The organism is Amycolatopsis sp. NPDC114504, assembly GCF_055633595.1.
This window is the reverse complement of sequence record NZ_JBVKDU010000005.1, coordinates 713533-730507: the sequence shown is the minus strand read 5'-3', so window position 1 is coordinate 730507 and position 16975 is coordinate 713533. Positions and strand designations below refer to the sequence as shown.

Genomic DNA, 16975 nt, shown 5'->3' with positions numbered 1-16975 from the left:
CGTCAGCGTGCGGGCCGCCACATCGGCAAGATGACGGGGTGGGATACGACGCGTTGCTGTGGCTTTCGTTCGGCGGTCCGGAAGGGCCTGACGACGTCATGCCGTTCCTCGAGAACGTCACCAAGGGCCGGGGCGTGCCGCGGGAACGGCTCCTCGAAGTCGCCGAGCACTACCGGCACTTCGGCGGCGTCTCGCCGATCAACCGGCTGAACCGCGACGCGATGGCCGCGGTCGAGAAGCAGCTCGCGGCCGCCGGCATCGACCTCCCGGTGCACTTCGGCAACCGCAACTGGCACCCGATGGTCGAGGACACCCTGGCGTCGCTGACGTCGGAAGGCGCGAAGCGGATCCTGGTGTTCCCGACGAGCGCGTACGGCGGCTACTCGGCGTGCCGCCAGTACGACGAGGACATCGTGCGCGCCCGCGCGGCGGTCGGCTCGGACGCCCCCGAACTGGTGAAGCTGCGCCAGTTCTTCGACCACCCGCTGTTCGTCTCGGCGGTGGCGGACGGCGTCCGCGCGGCGCACGCGTCCCTGGGCGGCGCGCCCGGCATCCGCACGGTGTTCACGGCGCACTCGGTCCCGTCGAGCGCGGACCTGGCGTCCGGCCCGCCGATCGAGGGCGGCCGCCGGTACTCCCGCCAGATCGCGGAGGCGGCGCGCCTGGTCGCGGCCGAGGCGGGCATCGAGGAGTACGACGTCGTCTGGCAGTCGCGCTCGGGGCCGCCGCAGGTGCCGTGGCTGGAGCCGGACATCGTCGACCACATCGACGCGCTGCACGCCGCCGGGGTCATCGGAGTGGTCGTGTCGCCGATCGGTTTCGTGTCGGACCACCTCGAGGTGATCTGGGACCTGGACAACGAGGCGGCCGAGCGGGCGGCGGAGCACGGAATGGCGTTCGCCCGCGCGGCGACGGCGGGAGCGGACCCCCGGTTCGCGGAGCTGGTGGTGGAGCTGGTCCGCGAGCACACGCACGGGGTGACGCCCCGCAAGCTCTCGCCGTTCCCGGCGGCGGGCTGCACGGTGAACGGTGAGGCGTGCGCGGTGGCCTGCTGCGAGCCGGCCAAGCGCCCGGCCCGCTGAGCGCGGCCGGTGCCGGAAGTGTGGCAGTCCTTGGCGGGCTGAGCGCGGCCCGTACGCGTGGTCCCAGAACGGGAAGTGCTGCTGTGAGCCGGCCAAGCGCCCGGTAACCAGCGCCCCGCCCTCCCAGGGGGCGTGCCCTTGTCCAGCGTATCGGCCCCCGCCGATGGAATGCCGGGAAAGCCGGCGGAGCGGCCTCGTTGTCCACATTTCGGCCGGGCTGTGGACTACCGGGCTCAGCCTTCCCGGGCCGTCTGCTCCGCGAACACCCGCACGGCCTCGTTGACCGACGCGCACCGGGCCGTCCGCACCGCGTCCGACAGCGGGCGCAAAGCCTGAGCCCGCAACGACGACGCCGAAGCCGACAGCGCTCCGCCCGGGTCGTCGGACGATGCGATCGCGAGGATCGCCGCGATCTCCTCCGCCCGTTGCAGCACCCGCAACGCCCTCGCCGGCGTTCCCGCGGGCCAGTCCACGTCCGGGCGCGACCGCAGGTGCGCCGACAGCTCGGCCCGCACTCCCGGCCGGTCCGACGCCACGTCCAATGCCTGCAGCGCGCCGGCACTGTTGCGGATCGCGTCCGTCAGCCCGTGCTCGGCTTCGCCCAGGCCGATGTACTCGGGCGTGACCGCCGCGGGCAGGGAGAACACCGTCCAGCGCACCAGGCCTTCGGCGATCGGCTGCGGTACCAGCCCGAAACCGAGCTCCGGGAGGACCACCGCGTCGCCCGCGCGCAGCGCCGCCTCCGCGAACGGCCCGCCGCCGCCGAGGCCGCGGACGTCGCCCGGGACCGGGAGCACCAGCCACATGCTTTTCGCTCCCTGCGAACGCAGGGCCATGAGCAGCTGGACCGGGGTGGCCGCGCGGTTGAAGGCCAGCGGCAGCGTGAACGCCTCCGCCGCGGCCGCGTCGGCCGCCACGACGTCGTGGGCTTCACCCCACGCGAGCAGGGCGTCGAGGACATCGTCGGACGCCGCGGCTCCGTTCAGCCACGCGGACGACCAGACGGCGAAAGTCGCACTGGGACGGCACACGACGCCCTATTTTACCGGGCCGTCCCACCATCCGGCAGCGCGCCCACGCTGGAGTCGCTCCACATCGACGGACCGCCGATCCGGCAGTAGCGTCGAACGGGTGAACGCAGTTCCAGACGCTCTTCCCCGCACCGCCGGGGCCCTCCGCGCGGCCGGGTACGAGCCGCGGCCCATCGCTCGAGAGATCCACGACAACCTCCTCGACGCCCTGAAAACGGGCGAAGACGCCTGGCCCGGCATCGTCGGGTTCTCCCGCACCGTGCTGCCGCAGCTCGAACGCGCGCTGCTGGCCGGCCACGACGTCGTCCTGCTCGGTGAACGCGGCCAGGGCAAGACCCGCCTGCTCCGCACCCTCGCCGGCCTGCTCGACGAGTGGACGCCCGTCATCGAAGGCGCCGAGCTGGGTGAACACCCGCTCCAGCCGATCACGCCCGCGTCGATCCGGCGCGCCGCCGAGCTCGGCGACGAGCTGCCGGTCGCCTGGCGCCACCGGTCCGAGCGCTACACCGAGAAGCTCGCCACGCCGGACACCTCCGTCGGCGACCTGATCGGCGACGTCGACCCGGTGAAGGTCGCCGAAGGCCGCAGCCTGGGCGACCCCGAGACCATCCACTTCGGCCTGGTCCCGCGCGCCCACCGCGGCATCGTCGCCATCAACGAGCTGCCCGACCTCGCCGAGCGCATCCAGGTCGCCCTGCTCAACGTGATGGAGGAGCGCGACATCCAGGTCCGCGGCTACACGCTGCGGCTGCCACTGGACGTCCTGCTCGTCGCCACCGCGAACCCCGAGGACTACACCAACCGCGGCCGGATCATCACCCCGCTCAAGGACCGCTTCGGCGCCGAGATCCGCACCCACTACCCCCTCGACGTCGAGTCGGAGGTGGCCGTCGTCCGGCAGGAGGCGAACCTCGTCGCCGAGGTCGGCGAGCCGCTGCTGGAGGTCATCGCCCGGTTCGTCCGGAACCTCCGCGAATCGCCGGTCATCGACCAGCGCTCGGGCGTGTCGGCCCGGTTCGCCGTCGCCGCGGCGGAGACCGTCGCGGCCGCGGCCCTGCGGCGTTCCGCGCTGACCGGGGAAGAGCCCGCGGTGGCCCGGCCGGTCGACCTCGACGCCGTCCCGTCGGTGCTGCGCGGCAAGATCGAGTTCGAGCCCGGCGAAGAAGGCCGCGAGATCGAGCACCTCGTGCACCTGCTGCGGCGCGCGATCGCCGAAACCGCCCGCGAACGGTTCGCCGGGCTGGACCTGCGGCCGCTGGCCGACGCCGTCGCCGAGGGACACCTGGTCGCCACCGGCGAGCGCGTGCCGGGCGCGGACGTCCTCAAGGCCCTGCCGGAGCTCCCGGTGCTGCACGAGGTCGCCCGGCGGGCCGGTGTCTCGCCGGACGAACCCGCGGGTCGGATCGCGGCCGCCGTCGAGCTCGCGCTCGAATCGCTGTTCCTGGCCCGGCGGCTCGCCAAGGACTCCGACGACGCGACGACCGTCTACGGCCGATGACCGCGGTCCCGCTCCCCGACGGCTACTCCTACGGCCCGTGGCACGACGGGCCGGACCCGCTCGCGCCGCCGGCCGACCTGCGTGACGCGCTCGACGAGATCGGCCGCGAGGTCATGGCCGGCTCGTCGCCGCGGTCCGCGCTGGAGGAACTGCTCCGGCGCGGCACCGAGCGCACGTCGGGCCTGGACGAGCTGACCCGGCGCCTGTGGCAGCGCCGGTCGCAGATCCAGCGGCGCAACAACCTCGACGGCACCCTGCAGGAGGTTCAGCGCCTCCTGTCCGAAGCTCTCGACGCCGAGCGGCGTGAGCTGTTCCCGGACCCGGACGACGAAGCGCGTTTCCGGGAAGCTCAGCTGGACGCGCTGCCGCCGGGTACCGCCGCGGCCGTGAACGAGCTTTCCGAGTACGACTGGCGGTCGGAGCAAGGGCGCGAGAACTACCAGAAGATCCGGGACCTGCTCGGCCAGGAGCTGATGGAGTCGCGCTTCCAGGGCATGAAGCAGGCGTTGCAGAACGCCGGGCCCGAGGACGTCGAGCGGATCAACGAGATGCTCTCCGACCTCAACGACCTCCTCGCGGCCCACGCCCGGGGCGCCGAGGACATCCAGGAGCGCTTCGACGACTTCATGGGCAAGCACGGCGAGTTCTTCCCGGAGAACCCGCGCAACGTCGAGGAGCTGATCGACGCGCTCGCCGAGCGGTCGGCGGCGGCCCAGCGGATGCTCAACTCGATGTCGGCCGAGCAGCGCGCGGAGCTGGCCGAGCTGACCCAGCAGGCGTTCGGCGACCCGCGGCTCGCGCAGCAGCTGGCCAATTTGGACGCTCAGCTTCAGGCCGCCCGGCCCGGTGAGGACTGGACGGGTTCGGAGCGTTTCCGCGGCAAGAACCCGCTGGGCATGGGCGAAGGCGCCCAGGCGATGGCGGATCTCGCCGAGCTGGACGCGCTGGCCGAGCAGCTCGGCCAGTCCTACCCCGGCGCGCGGCTGGAGGACATCGACCTGGAGTCGCTCGAGCGCCAGCTCGGCAAGGACGCCGGCGTCGACGCGCGGCGACTGTCAGAACTGGAGCGTGAGCTGCGCCGCCAGGGCCTGTTCGAACGGGCCGCCGACGGGACGCTCCGGTTGTCGCCCAAAGCATTGCGGCGCCTCGGCGAGACGGCGCTGTCCGACATCGTGAACGCGTTGCGCGGCAAGACGGGCGACCGCGAGACGGAGTCGGCGGGGGCGGCGGGCGAGCCCACCGGCGCGTCGCGGCCGTGGCGGTTCGGGGACATGCAGCCGTGGGACGTGCCGCGGACGATCCGCAACGCCGTGCTGCGGTCGGTATCGGTGGGGGAGAGCGCGGTCCGCCTCGACGTCGAGGACGTCGAAGTGGTCGAGACGGAGCACCGGTCGCGGGCGGCGGTGGCGCTGCTGGTCGACACGTCGTGGTCGATGGTCCAGGAGGGCCGCTGGCTGCCGATGAAGCGCACTGCGCTGGCGCTGCACCAGCTGATCAGCACGCGCTTCCGCAACGACGCGCTGCAGCTGATCACGTTCGGGCGCCACGCGATGTCGGTGGAGCTGCCGGAGCTGATCGGGCTGGAGGGTGCGTGGGAGCAGGGCACGAACGCCCACCACGCGCTGCTGCTGGCCGGTCAGCACCTGCGCCGGCACCCGGACGCCCAGCCGGTGGTCCTGATGGTCACCGACGGCGAGCCGACCGCGCACCTGGAACCGGACGGCGAAGCGGTTTTCGACTATCCGCCGCAGCCGAGGACCCTCCACAAGACACTGTCCGAAGTGGACCGACTGGCGAAGCTGGGAGCATCGGTGACGGTGTTCCGCCTGGGCGACGACCCGAGGTTGACGGCGTTCGTGGACGTCATCGCCCGCCGCTCGGGTGGCCGGGTGGTCGCCCCGGACCTGGACGGGTTGGGTGCCGCGGTGGTGGGCGACTACCTGCGCACCCGGCGCCGGTAGGGCCTGCCGCCTGGTCGGGCGATCGCACCGGACCCGGTTTGGTCCGGGCGCCCGCGGCAGTCGGGGAACTGGCTTGGAAGGGCCTCCGCGCCTTTGATGGGCGAGGCTCGGCCGGCTTGGGAGCCTGGCCGGGCGGCCGTCGGACCTGGGTGATCCTGGCGCAGCGGTGGTCGGGGACAACCAGCGCGCCCTGCGCTGCGAGAGCCCGCTCGGGGCCGGTCCAAGGCCCGCGTGGGTAAGGCCTTGGCGCCGCCGATGCGAGACCGCGCCCGGCCTCGATGTCCTCGGCACCCCCGCGATGGCCCGCTCAACCGGCCCGGGGAACCCGCCCACCCACCCGGTGCAGGGTCCGGGCGGCGAGGGCGGTGTCCTCGTGCCCAGCTGGCAGGTACGCGTGGTGGTCCGCGAGCACCTCGCGGCCCAGCGCGCGGGCCTGGGCTACCGCACCCGCCTCGGCCAGCACCTCGACCGACCGGCGCCGCAGCCGCAGGATCCGGCTCAGCCGCGGGGCCAGCTCGGCCGACGGCAGCGCGCGGAAGTGCCGCCACAGCGCCGCCGAATGTCCGACGAGGTCGGGCGCCGGGGCCTCGACCACGGCGAACGCCCGATCCAACGCCGGGGCGAGCCGCTCTTCCGCGTGCAGCCGGCCGAGTACCGCTCGCTGGGTCAGCCGGTGCATCACGACCACGTCGCCGCGCACGTCGAATTCCGTCAGGGACGCTCCGGCCAGACCGGCGAGCGCCGCGTCCACCGCCACCGGGTCCGGCCCCACTCGGTGCACCAACGCGCGGCGCGTGCCCCGCGGCGCCAGCACCGCGAGCAACTCGGCGACGACCTGGGCGCGGCTGTCCCGGGCGGCGACCATCCGCAGCGCCGCGAGCGTCGTGTCCTCGACGCAGGCCGGGTGGGTCTCGCCCGGCTCCCGCTCCAGCGGCGGCGTGTGCGGCAGCCGGTCGAAGTAGCCTGCGAAACCCTGCCGGCGGATCACCGCGCCCGCCTGGGCCAGCGCCAGCGGCAGGCAACCCAGCTCGCGGACGACGTCCACAGTGGCCTCGTCGGGGTCACGGCCCGCTCGCGCGCCGAGGAACCGGATCGCTTCGGCTTCGTCGAACCCGCCGACCGGGACCGTGCCGCCGAGGATTTCGAAGTCCGGCACCGTCGTCGTGACGAGCACGCGGGCGCGGGCGGGCAGCCAGCGGTTGAGCGCGTCCGGGTCGGTCGCGCCGTCGAAGACCACGAGAGCGTCGTCGAGGCCGTCGAGCCACGCCAGGCCCGCTTCGGCGTCGGCACCGCCCAGCTTCGCGTACGCGAGGTCGGCGTTCGCGGGGTCCGCCACCCACACCACGGGCGAACGGCAGTCGCGGGCGAACGCGGCGGCCAGGTGGGTCTTGCCCACGCCGCTTCCGCCGCGTAGGACGCAAAACCGGCCCGCGGCGAACGTCTCCTCGATTTTGGCCAGCAGCGAATCCCGCTGCACGGCGGACAGCGGCTCCCGGGGGACGTCACCGAGGACCGGCGGCGCGGCGGGAACCCGTGGCTTCCGGCGCCGCAGCAGCAGCACCACGACGACCAGCGCGCCCAGGACGATCACGGCGCCCGCGCTGCCCACCGCGACCTCCGTGCTCATCGAGCCAGGCTAACCGCGCTCGCCGCGGCGCGACGGCTACGGAAGGGTGACGCTTGACTCTCACGTCGCGTGAGGCACCACGGTGGTCTTCGGAAGGGCCGGAAGGCTGCAGAGGAGGGGAAACGATGGGGCATCCCGTGGGCAAGGTCGCCGCACTGGCCGGGGTCACCGTCCGGACGCTGCACCACTACGACGAGATCGGCCTGCTCACCCCGAGCGGGCGGACGGGCTCGGGGTACCGCAGCTACGACGACGACGATCTCGACCGGTTGCAGCGCATCCTGTTCTACCGGGAGCTCGGGTTCCCCCTCGAGACGATCGCGACCCTCGTCGACGACCCCGGTATCGACGCCGGCGCGCACCTGAAGAAGCAGCGGGAGCTGCTGGTCGCGCGGATGGGCGAACTGGGGCGGATGGTCGCGGCCGTCGATCGCGCGATGGAGGCGAGAGCCATGGGCAACGCGTTGACGCCCGAGGAGAAGTTCGAAGTGTTCGGCGGGTTCCGCGAGCCGGACGGCTACGCGGAAGAGGCCGCGCGGCGGTGGGGTGACACGCCCGAGTGGCAGGGCGCGACCCCACCGTCCAAGGAGGACCTGGCGGCCGGGGAAGCGGCCCGCCAGGACTGGGTCCGCCGTCTGCAAGCCGTCCTGGACGCGGGTGGGGCGCCGGATGGCACCGAGGCGACGGACCTCGCCGAGGAGCACCGGGTGATGCTCGCCCGGGTCATGGGCGAGTGCTCGTACGAGACGCAGCGGCGGATCGGTGAGCTGTACGTGACCGAGCCGGTGCAGCTCGGGTTCCTGGTCCGGGCGGACGAGCAGCGGCCGGGCGTCGGGGAGTTCGTCCGCGACGCCATCGTGGCGAACATCGCACGCCGGCAGTAACCGCTGCTCCAGGTGGGGGAGGAGTCCCACCGGGCGGGAGGGCGCCGGGGGCAGCGCTTACAGTCGGGGGTATGCAGACTTGGTCATCGGTCGACGTGCCCCGCATCCCCGGCACCCCCCGCCCGCTGCGGCTCCACGACACGGCCACCGGGCAGATCCGCCCGACCGCGCCCGGCGCCACCGCCCGGATGTACGTCTGCGGCATCACGCCCTACGACGCGACGCACCTGGGGCACGCCGCGACGTACCTGGCCTTCGACCTGGTGAACCGCGTGTGGCGGGACAACGGGCACGACGTCCACTACGTGCAGAACGTGACGGACATCGACGAGCCGCTGCTGGAGCGGGCCGCGCGCGACCAGGACGACTGGGTCGTGCTCGGCATGCGCGAGACGGCGTTGTTCCGCGAGGACATGACCGCCCTGCGCGTGCTCCCGCCGAAGCAGTTCGTCGGCGCGGTGGAGAGCATCCCCGAGATCGTCGAGGTCATCGCCAAGCTGCTCGCCAACGGCGCCGCCTACCGGGCGGACGACCCCGAGTTCCCGGACGTCTACTTCGACCACTCGGCGACCGGCAGGTTCGGCTACGAGTCGAACTACGACGAGCCGACCATGACGAAGTTCTTCGCCGAGCGCGGCGGCGACCCCGACCGCGCCGGCAAGCGCCACCCGCTGGACGCGCTGCTGTGGCGCGTGGCCCGGGAGGGCGAGCCGTCGTGGGAGTCCGAGCTGGGCGCGGGCCGCCCGGGCTGGCACATCGAGTGCAGCGCGATCGCGGTCAACCGGCTCGGCCTCGGGTTCGACCTCCAGGGCGGCGGTTCCGACCTGATCTTCCCGCACCACGAGTACAGCGCGGCGCACGCCGAGGCCGTGGCCAAGGACGGGCCGTTCGCCCGCCACTACGTGCACGCCGGGATGATCGGCCTCGACGGCGAGAAGATGTCGAAGTCGCGTGGGAACCTGGTGTTCGTCTCGCGGCTGCGGGCCGACCAGGTCGACCCGGGCGCGATCCGGCTGGCGCTGTTCGCCGGCCACTACCGCTCCGATCGCGCTTGGACCGCCACCCTGCTGACCGAGGCAGAGGCCCGCCTGGCCCGCTGGCGCGAGGCCGTCTCGCTGCCCACGGGACCGTCCGCCGAGGACACGATCTCCCGGCTGCGCGACCACCTCTCCGACGACCTCGACACGCCGAAGGCCCTGGCGGCGATCGACGCGTGGGCGAGCGAGGCCCTGCGCCGCGACGGCACGGACCCGGCGGCGCCCGGCCTGATCCGCGACGCCGTCGACGCCCTGCTCGGCATCACCCTCTGACGACCACGAGGAGGGCCCGGCACCGCGCCGGGCCCTCCTCGTGTATAACGACCTATACCGCCACGGGCCGGCCGGCGGCCAGCTCCAGGTGGTCGCCCGACCAGTCCCGGCGCAGCCACCGGTCGTGGGACGCGATGACGACCGCGCCCGGCGCCGTCTCCAGGGCCGTGAACAGTTCTTCCGCCAGGGTGAGCGAAATGTGGTTCGTCGGCTCGTCCAGCAGGAGCACGTCCGGCGGGTCGGCGAGCAGCACCGCCAGCGCGAGCCGGCGGCGCTGGCCCACCGAAAGCGCGCCCACCGGCTGCCGCAGGTCCCGGGACGCCAGCAGGCCGAGCCGGCTCAGCGGGGGAGCGTCCTCGCCGAGCGCGTCCCGGTACACCCGGGCCGCCGTGCGCTCCGGGTCGGCGAACGTGACGTCCTGCTCCAGCAGGCCGACGCGCACACCGTGTCCGAAGTGGACGGCGCCGCCCGCGGGCGTGAGCCGCCGCGCCAGCACGGACAGCAGCGTCGACTTCCCGGCGCCGTTCCCGCCGGTGACGAGCAGCCGGGCCGACGCGCCGACGTCCAGCCGGGGCAGGCTCAGCCGGCCCGGAACCTCGAGTGAGCGCACCGAGATGGCGGGTCCGTCGCCGCTGGCGTGACCGGTGAGCTCCGCCCGGAACCGCAGCGGTGCCGGGGGTTTGCGCACCTGGTCGCGTTCCAGGTTCTCGAGCCGCTGCTCGGCGTCGCGGACCCGCCGCGAGATCGTCTTCTGGACGCGGGCGCCCTTGAACTTGTGGATGAACTTGTCGTTGTCGCGGGGCGCGCGGCCATAGGCGACGTCGCGCGCGGTGACCGCGACGGTCTCCCGCAGCTCCTTCAGCTCCTCCTGTTCTTCGGCGAAGCGCTGCTCCCACCGCGCCCGCTCGGCCTTCTTGTGCCCGAGGTAGTCGGAGTAGCTGCCGCCGTAGCGGACCGCGCCGCCGGCCTGGCGGTCGGCCGCGGCCGGGTCGAGGTCGACGATGTCGGTGCAGACGGCGTCGAGGAACACCCGGTCGTGCGAGGACAGCACGACGATCCCGGTCAGCTCGGTGAGGTGGCGTTCCAGGAAGTCCATCGCGGCGTCGTCGAGGTGGTTGGTCGGCTCGTCCAGCAGCAGGGTTTCCGGCCGCCGGATCAGCAGCGCGGCCAGGCCCAGCCGGGACCGCTGCCCGCCGGACAGCGTGCCGAGCCGCCGGTCGGGTTCGATGCCGCCGAGGCCGAGCCCGTCGCAGACGAGCTTCGCGCGGCGGTCGGCGTCCCACAGGTCGTGGGCCTGCGCCCAGTCCAGGACGCGGCCGTACTCGTCGAGCACGCCTTCGTCGTCGGGCCGGTCGGTCATCGCCGCGGTCAGCTCGTCGAGCCGGGCGGTGGCCGCGCGGATCTCGGCGAGCGCGTCGTCGAGGACGTCGGCGAAGGTCGCGTCCAGGGCGAACGGCAGCTCCTGCAGCAGGAACCCGACGTCCGGGCCGCGGCGGACCTCGCCGGAGCGCGGCTCTTCGAGCCCGGCCAGCAGCCGCAGCAGCGTGGACTTGCCGGTGCCGTTCTCGCCGACCAGGCCGAGCCGCTGCCCGGCCGAGGCGGTCAGCGTGACGCCGTCGAGGACGACGCGGGTGCCGTAGCCGAAGACGATGTCCTTGGCCTGCAACGGAAAGAGGGTAGACATGTGCGATCACCGGGCCCGGATGAAGAGAAGCGGAATCCCGCCGGGCGTCGTGGCACGCGGGAGCGTCAGGCTCGACCGGGTGCCGCCTCGGAAGCGGGATGGGCGCGGTTCAGTTCTTCATAGTGGAGCCAGGTTAACGCAACAACCGTAGAGTTAGTCAACTGGTTATGGCCTGGGTCACATCCGGCAGGTTCCCCGACGCCTGTTCGGCGGCGGCGGTGCCGTCGGTGAGGAACCCGACGAGGGCGGCCAGCTGACGGCGGTCCAGCCGCGCCAGCCGCTCGCCGACGAACCGCGCCATCGGCGCGTACAGCTCGGCGAGCTCGGCCATCCGGTCGGGCAGCGGCCGGACGACGAGCCGGCGCCGGTCCGCCGGGTCCGGGGCGCGCTCGGCGAGGCGGTGCTGCGCCATCCGGTCGAGCAGCCGCGTGAACGCGCCCGTGGAGATCCCGAGCAGCCGCGCGAGCTCGGTCGGGGAGTCGCTGACCCCGCCGTGGAGCAGGTGCAGGCAGTGCAGCTCGGTCGGGGTGACGGCCATCCGCTCGGCGACCGCGGCGTGGAAGAGCGCGGTCGAACCCACGAACCGGGGGAGGGCGAGGGCGGCGGCAGTGGCGAGTTCGCGCTGGTCGGGCAACGTCCATCCAAGGTCGGGTGACGAAGCAGTCACTGCCTTGCGCAGTGACTGCCCCGCGAACGATAGCGGAGCCGCTTGACAAACCCGCAGGCGGGACCAACTATGAAAGAGAACTTTCGAAATAACTCTTTCAGATAGGACGAAGATGGCCGAGCTGCCGCCGCGCAAGCGGATCGAGGACGTCGAGCTGCTGCGCGCGCTGTCCCACCCGCTGCGGTCGGCGCTGCTGCACCACCTGACCTCGGTCGGCCCGCGCACCGCGAGCGAGTGCGCCGAAGCGGTCGGCTCGACGGCGTCGAACTGCAGCTGGCACCTGCGTCAGCTCGCGCAGTTCGGCCTGGTCGAGCGGGCCGAGGGCGACGACGGGCGGGAGCGGCCGTGGCGCGCCCGGCAGGTCGGGCTCGACCTGGGCGACATCGACGACGACCCGGTCCGCCGGGCGGCCCAGCTCGGGGTGGTCGGCGCGACGCTGGCCAACGAGCAGGAGCTGACCCAGCGCTACCTCGACTCGATGGACGACCTGGACCCGGCCTGGCGGGCGGCGGCCGGGCTCATCTCCTACTCGCTGCGCGTCACGCCGGAGGAGCTGACCCGGCTGACCGACGCGATCGACGCACTGGTCCGGCCCTACGTCGGGGCCATCCGGACCGACGCGCCGGCGGGCGCGCGCCCGGTGCACGTCGGCCTGCGGGCGTTCCCGCGCATCGAACACTCGGGGAAGGCGGAGGAATGAAGCAGCTGCTGGGGGTTCCGGCGTTCGCGCGGTTGTGGGTGGCCGCGTTCTTCGGCGAGACGGCCGAATGGATGTTGCAGGTGGCGTTGCCGCTGTACGTCTTCCAGCGCACCGGCTCCGCCGCGACGACGGCGCTGAGCATCGTGCTCGGCCTGCTGCCCGCGGTGCTGCTGAGCCCGGTCGCGGGCGTCGTGGCCGACCGCTGGAACCGGCGGGCCGTGCTGTTCGGCGTCTGCTGCGGACTGGCCGTCGTGGCGCTGCCGCTGCTGGCCGAGCCCGACGTCGTCGTGGTGTACGCCGTGATGGCCGCCCAGGCGGCGCTGGCGTCGGTGTTCGAACCGGCGCGCAACGCATTGGTGCCGGAGCTGGTCGGCATCGAGGAGGTCACCGGGGCGAACGGGCTGATGAGCGTGAACGGCAGCGTCGCGCGGCTGGCCGGCGGCTGGGCGGGCGGCGCGCTGCTCGGTTTCGGCGGGCTCGCCCACGTCGTCACCGGCTACCTGGTGGTGCTGGCCGTGGCGGCGGCGCTGCTGGCCAAGCCGTTCCGCCGGGTGAGCGCGCCCGTGGCGGCCACCGCGCCCGAACCGGTGGTGCGGGCCTGGCTCGACGGTCTGCGCGAGCTCACCCACAACCGCCGGCTCTGGCGGACCGGCCTCGCGGTCGTGTTCACCTCCCTGGCGCAGGGCATGTTCCTGGTGCTGTTCGTGGTCTACGTCCTGAACGTGCTGGGCGGCAGCGAAGCCGACGCGGGCCTGCTACGGGGCGTGCAGGCGATCGGCGGGCTGGCGGCCGGGTTCGCGCTGGCCACGGTGGCGCGGCGGGTGGCACCGGCGGCGCTGCTCGGCTGGGGTTCGATCGGGCTGGGCCTGCTGTCGGCGGTGATCTGGAACCTGTACCTGGTGACGACCGCGCTCGGGCTGTACGTGGGCTTGTTCGTCCTGGTCGGCGCGCCGGGCGTGGCCGCCGGCGCGGGGGTGCTGTCGGAGATCCAGAGCGCGGTGGCCCCGGAGCGGGCCGGCCGGGTGCTGAGCACGGCGTTCGCCGCGATCGCGACGTTCACGACGGTGGGGGCGTTGCTGGCGGGCACGCTGGTCTCGACGACCGGACCGGCGCTGCTGCTGAACATCCAGGCGGGCATCTACGTCTTCGCCGGAGTGCTCATGCTGGCCCGGAAGCGCGGGTTTCGCGGAACTTCCCCGACTTCGATGGTTACGGTGGAGGGGTGCCGCACCTCTTCGCCACCAGCGACCTCCACGTGACCCACGAGGGCAACGGCCCGATCCTCGACGACGTCGTCCCGGAGACGCCCGGCGACTGGCTGCTCGTCGCCGGGGACGTGGCCGAGCGGGCCGAGGCGACCATCGGGACCTTGAAGACGCTGCGCGAGCGGTTCGCGAAGGTCGTCTGGGTACCGGGCAACCACGAGCTGTGGACCACGAAGAACGACGACTGCCAGCTTCGCGGCCAGGCCCGCTACGAGTACCTCGTCGAGCAGTGCCGCGCGATCGACGTGCTCACCCCGGAAGACGAGTTCCCGGTCTGGCACCAGGGCGGGCGCCCCCTGACGATCGCGCCGCTCTTCCTGCTCTACGACTACAGCTGGCGGACCCCCGCGGCCGAGGGCAAGTCCTTGGAGGAGGCCCTGAGCCAGGCCAGGGCGGCCGGGGTGGTCTGCACGGACGAGTACTTCCTGCACCCGGACCCGTACCCGAGCCGGCAGGCGTGGTGCGCGGACCGGCTCAAGATCAGCACCGAGCGCCTCGACGCGATCCCCGAGGACCACGGCACGATCCTGATGTCGCACTGGCCGTTGCACCGCCACCCGACCGCGCCGCTGTACTTCCCGGACTTCGCGCTGTGGTGCGGCACCACGAAGACCGAGGACTGGCATGTCCGCTACCGCGCGGAGATCGCCGTCTACGGCCACCTGCACATCCCGCGCACGACCGAGGCCGACGGCGTGCGGTTCGAAGAGGTGTCGCTCGGCTACCCGCGCGAGTGGCGGAAGCGGGCGCGGGGCGCCGTGCCGATGCGCCGGATCCTCTGGCCGTCATGATTCCGCGCGCCGCCGCTCCCTGAGCGCGCGCACCCGGCCCCGGCTGGCGCACGCGGGGGAGGGACACCAGCGGCGTCGCCCGCCCGGGTCGGCGAACACGCCCCGGCAGTCCTGCTCCGGGCAGGCCCGCAGGTCCTCGCGCAGCGGTCCGGTGAGCCAGTCGGCCGCCTGATGGGCCAGCCGGGCGAAGGCGTCCGACGCCGTCGGCGGCGCGCTGCGGTGCAGCCGGTCGAGCGCGGCCAGGTGCATCGGCTCGGTCTTGAGGAACGCCGTCAGCGGGCTCACCTGGTCGGCTCTCGGCGCGACCCCGTCGACCGCGCCCAGCGCGAGTTCGCGCAGCACCTCGCGGAGGCGGTGGGCTTCGCGCAGGTCGGCGTGCGTGACCGGCGCGAGTGGCGTCAGCTCCACGAGCGCCAGCCAGTCGCGCAGCCGCTCCACCGTCGGGATCCGCTCGACCGGCTGCGCGCCGAAGTGACGGCCGCGGGTGGCGAGCAGGTTCAGCCAGGGTGCCCCCATGTCGAGGCGGAAGTCTTCGGACACCTCGCCATCGTAACGCCTCAGGCGTTACACTCGGCGGCGTGACCGGTGAACCGAAGGTCCGGACGGTGCTCGGCGACATCGATCCGGCCGAACTGGGCGTGACGAACGCGCACGACCACCTCTTCTTCGCCTCGAAGCTGCTGCCCGGCCAGGAGCTGGACGACCCCACCGAAGCCGCGCACGAACTGCTCGCCTTCCGGAGCGCCGGCGGCCAGGCGCTGGTGCAGTGGACGCCGTACGGCCTCACGCGCCGGACCCGGGAGCTGGCCTGGATGTCGGGCGAGGTCGGGGTGCACATCGTCGCGGCCACGGGCCTGCACCGCGCCGAGCACTACGCGCCGGTGATCCTGAGCCGCGTCGTCGACGACCTGGTCCGCGTCTTCGTCGCCGACCTGACCGAGGGCACCCAGCCCGCCGACCTGCCGGACGAGCGGCGGACCGGCCCGCGCGCCGGGCTGGTCAAGGTGGCCGGCGCGTTCCACACGATCGACTCGCACGCGCGGCTGACGCTCACCGCCGCGGCGATCGCCCACCAGGAGACCGGCGCGACCATCGCGGTGCACCTCGAACTGGGCACCGCGGCCCTCGAAGTGGCCGAGCTGCTGTGCGAGAAGCTCGACGTGCCCCCGGACCGGGTGATCCTCGGGCACCTCAACCGCAACCCGGACCCCCGGATCCAGCGGGAGGTCGCCGAGACCGGCGTGTTCCTCGGGTTCGACGGTCCGTCGCGGGCCAACCACGCGACCGACTGGCGGCTCTTCGACGGGCTCGAAGCACTCGTCGAGGCCGGCCACGGCGGGCAGATCCTGCTGGGCGGCGACACGACGACCGCGGCGGCCCGCCACCAGCCGGGCGCGTCCTACCTGCTCACGACCCTCGCGCCGCGGCTGACCAAGCAGCTCGGCGGCGACGTCGTCACCGCCATGCTGGTGGCGAACCCCGCGCGGGCGTTCGCCACCAGCTGGCTGAAGTAGCGGCTCGGCTTGGAGCGAATCAGCGCAGGCCGAAGCCTTCCTGTCCGCCGCCTCGGCCGCGGCGGCGCAGGTAGCGCTCGAACTCGGCGGCGATCTTGTCGCCGCTGACCTCTTCGGGCTCGACCTCGCTCTGGGCGTCCCCGCGTTCTTCGAGGCTGCGGACGTACTCGCTGATCTCTTCGTCCTCGTCGGCCATCTCGCTGACCGTGCGCTGCCACTCCTCGGACTGCTCGGGCAGGGCGCCCAGCGGGATCTCGACGTCGAGGATGTCCTCCAGCTTGTGCAGCAGGGCGAGGGTCGCCTTCGGGGACGGCGGGTGCGACACGTAGTGCGGCACCGCGGCCCAGATCGACACGGCCGGGATGCCCGCCTGCACGCAGTAGTCCTGCAGGATCCCGACGATGCCGGTCGGGCCCTGGTAGTTGTTCATCTCGAGCCCGTAGAGCGACGCGGTGTCCTTGTCGTACGCCGTCCCGGTGACCGGGACCGGCCGGGTGTGCGCGGTGTCGGCGAGCAGCGCACCGAGCGTCACCACGGTCGCGACGTCCAGCTGCTTGATGTGCTCCAGCAGCTCGGCGCAGAAGGCGCGCCAGCGCATGTTCGGCTCGGGGCCCTGGACGAGCACCACGTCGCGGTCGAACCCGTCGGGACGGCACACCGACAGCGTTGTCGTCGGCCAGTCGACGCGGCGGGTGACGCCGTCGACCATCCGGACCGTGGGCCTGCTGACCTGGAAGTCGTAGTACTCGTCGGGCTCCAGTTCGGCCAGTGGCGTGGCGTCCCAGTTCAGCTGCAGGTGCTCGACCGCCCGGCTGGCCGCGTCACCTGCGTCGTTCCAGCCTTCGAAGGCGACGACCATCACTGGCCGGGTGGGTTCGGGGCGGTCGCCAGGCGGCCGCGGGGTCTCGTCGACGGGCTCACTCACCGGACCAGCCTACGACCACCGGCCTTACCCTGTTCA

Annotated in this window: 15 protein-coding genes; 9 read left to right on the top strand and 6 right to left on the bottom strand. The window is 73.1% G+C overall.

The features are described 5' to 3' along the window. Positions 1-38: 38 nt before the first annotated feature. Positions 39-1082 carry a ferrochelatase gene (locus ACZ7PG_RS39455; protein WP_470244296.1) on the top strand — a complete coding sequence of 348 codons (1044 nt, stop codon included), beginning with the start codon at positions 39-41 and terminating at the stop codon, positions 1080-1082. Positions 1083-1315: 233 nt separating this feature from the next. On the opposite strand, the gene ACZ7PG_RS39450 is transcribed toward ACZ7PG_RS39455, so the two are convergent. Continuing rightward, on the bottom strand, positions 1316-2113 hold the full coding sequence (locus tag ACZ7PG_RS39450) for a hypothetical protein (RefSeq protein WP_470244295.1): 798 nt from the start codon (positions 2111-2113) through the stop codon (positions 1316-1318). Positions 2114-2213: 100 nt separating this feature from the next. Here ACZ7PG_RS39450 and ACZ7PG_RS39445 point away from each other — a divergent pair, with 100 nt between their 5' ends. Both ACZ7PG_RS39445 and ACZ7PG_RS39440 read left to right on the top strand, forming a co-directional pair. Beyond that, positions 2214-3611, top strand: coding sequence for an ATP-binding protein (locus ACZ7PG_RS39445; protein WP_470244294.1), 1398 nt, complete (start codon positions 2214-2216; stop codon positions 3609-3611). Continuing rightward, positions 3608-5572 carry a vWA domain-containing protein gene (locus ACZ7PG_RS39440; RefSeq protein WP_470244293.1) on the top strand — a complete coding sequence of 655 codons (1965 nt, stop codon included), beginning with the start codon at positions 3608-3610 and terminating at the stop codon, positions 5570-5572. The genes ACZ7PG_RS39445 and ACZ7PG_RS39440 overlap by 4 nt, the downstream gene beginning before the upstream one ends. Positions 5573-5879: 307 nt before the next feature. Here ACZ7PG_RS39440 and ACZ7PG_RS39435 read toward each other — a convergent pair whose 3' ends face one another. After that, a complete protein-coding gene (locus ACZ7PG_RS39435) occupies positions 5880-7199 on the bottom strand; it encodes a hypothetical protein (RefSeq protein WP_470244292.1) in 1320 nt (439 codons plus the stop codon). Between the two features lie 125 nt (positions 7200-7324). On the opposite strand from ACZ7PG_RS39435, the gene ACZ7PG_RS39430 reads away from it, so the two are divergent. Further along, the gene (locus tag ACZ7PG_RS39430) at positions 7325-8083 is read left to right on the top strand and encodes a MerR family transcriptional regulator (RefSeq protein ID WP_470244291.1); all 759 of its coding nucleotides are present in this window, start codon (positions 7325-7327) and stop codon (positions 8081-8083) included. Positions 8084-8154: 71 nt separating this feature from the next. Further along, a complete protein-coding gene (gene mshC, locus ACZ7PG_RS39425) occupies positions 8155-9393 on the top strand; it encodes a cysteine--1-D-myo-inosityl 2-amino-2-deoxy-alpha-D-glucopyranoside ligase (protein WP_470244290.1) in 1239 nt (412 codons plus the stop codon). Positions 9394-9445: 52 nt separating this feature from the next. Here the strand turns inward: mshC and ACZ7PG_RS39420 are convergent, their stop codons facing one another. Both ACZ7PG_RS39420 and ACZ7PG_RS39415 read right to left on the bottom strand, forming a co-directional pair. Beyond that, entirely contained in the window at positions 9446-11077 is a 1632-nt protein-coding gene (locus ACZ7PG_RS39420; protein ID WP_470244289.1) for an ABC-F family ATP-binding cassette domain-containing protein, read from the bottom strand. A gap of 157 nt (positions 11078-11234) precedes the next feature. Then, entirely contained in the window at positions 11235-11711 is a 477-nt protein-coding gene (locus ACZ7PG_RS39415; protein ID WP_470244288.1) for a MarR family transcriptional regulator, read from the bottom strand. Positions 11712-11856: 145 nt separating this feature from the next. Here ACZ7PG_RS39415 and ACZ7PG_RS39410 point away from each other — a divergent pair, with 145 nt between their 5' ends. Genes ACZ7PG_RS39410 through ACZ7PG_RS39400 form a run of 3 tightly spaced genes read left to right on the top strand, consistent with a single transcriptional unit; the run spans position 11857 to position 14500 of the window. After that, entirely contained in the window at positions 11857-12444 is a 588-nt protein-coding gene (locus ACZ7PG_RS39410; RefSeq protein WP_470244287.1) for an ArsR/SmtB family transcription factor, read from the top strand. Further along, a complete protein-coding gene (locus tag ACZ7PG_RS39405; RefSeq protein ID WP_470244286.1) occupies positions 12441-13703 on the top strand; it encodes an MFS transporter in 1263 nt (420 codons plus the stop codon). The genes ACZ7PG_RS39410 and ACZ7PG_RS39405 overlap by 4 nt, the downstream gene beginning before the upstream one ends. Continuing rightward, a complete protein-coding gene (locus tag ACZ7PG_RS39400) occupies positions 13667-14500 on the top strand; it encodes a metallophosphoesterase family protein (RefSeq protein ID WP_470244285.1) in 834 nt (277 codons plus the stop codon). The genes ACZ7PG_RS39405 and ACZ7PG_RS39400 overlap by 37 nt, the downstream gene beginning before the upstream one ends. On the opposite strand, the gene ACZ7PG_RS39395 is transcribed toward ACZ7PG_RS39400, so the two are convergent. Continuing rightward, on the bottom strand, positions 14495-15040 hold the full coding sequence (locus ACZ7PG_RS39395) for a CGNR zinc finger domain-containing protein (RefSeq protein ID WP_470244284.1): 546 nt from the start codon (positions 15038-15040) through the stop codon (positions 14495-14497). The two genes, ACZ7PG_RS39400 and ACZ7PG_RS39395, sit on opposite strands and share 6 nt — an antisense overlap. Positions 15041-15078: 38 nt before the next feature. Here ACZ7PG_RS39395 and ACZ7PG_RS39390 point away from each other — a divergent pair, with 38 nt between their 5' ends. Continuing rightward, a complete protein-coding gene (locus ACZ7PG_RS39390) occupies positions 15079-16014 on the top strand; it encodes a phosphotriesterase family protein (RefSeq protein ID WP_470244283.1) in 936 nt (311 codons plus the stop codon). A gap of 19 nt (positions 16015-16033) precedes the next feature. Here ACZ7PG_RS39390 and ACZ7PG_RS39385 read toward each other — a convergent pair whose 3' ends face one another. Beyond that, positions 16034-16939: a PAC2 family protein gene (locus ACZ7PG_RS39385; protein ID WP_470244282.1), complete on the bottom strand. Its 906-nt coding sequence runs from the start codon at positions 16937-16939 to the stop codon at positions 16034-16036. Positions 16940-16975: the final 36 nt, after the last annotated feature.

What these genes read in the sequence shown, in the direction of transcription:
- ACZ7PG_RS39405 (WP_470244286.1), top strand. Translation starts at nt 12,441, where the DNA reads ATGAAGCAGCTGCTGGGGGTTCCGGCGTTCGCGCGGTTGTGGGTGGCC.
- ACZ7PG_RS39420 (WP_470244289.1), bottom strand. Translation starts at nt 11,077, where the DNA reads ATGTCTACCCTCTTTCCGTTGCAGGCCAAGGACATCGTCTTCGGCTAC.
- ACZ7PG_RS39430 (WP_470244291.1), top strand. Translation starts at nt 7,325, where the DNA reads ATGGGGCATCCCGTGGGCAAGGTCGCCGCACTGGCCGGGGTCACCGTC.
- ACZ7PG_RS39435 (WP_470244292.1), bottom strand. Translation starts at nt 7,199, where the DNA reads ATGAGCACGGAGGTCGCGGTGGGCAGCGCGGGCGCCGTGATCGTCCTG.
- mshC (WP_470244290.1), top strand. Translation starts at nt 8,155, where the DNA reads ATGCAGACTTGGTCATCGGTCGACGTGCCCCGCATCCCCGGCACCCCC.
- ACZ7PG_RS39410 (WP_470244287.1), top strand. Translation starts at nt 11,857, where the DNA reads ATGGCCGAGCTGCCGCCGCGCAAGCGGATCGAGGACGTCGAGCTGCTG.
- ACZ7PG_RS39440 (WP_470244293.1), top strand. Translation starts at nt 3,608, where the DNA reads ATGACCGCGGTCCCGCTCCCCGACGGCTACTCCTACGGCCCGTGGCAC.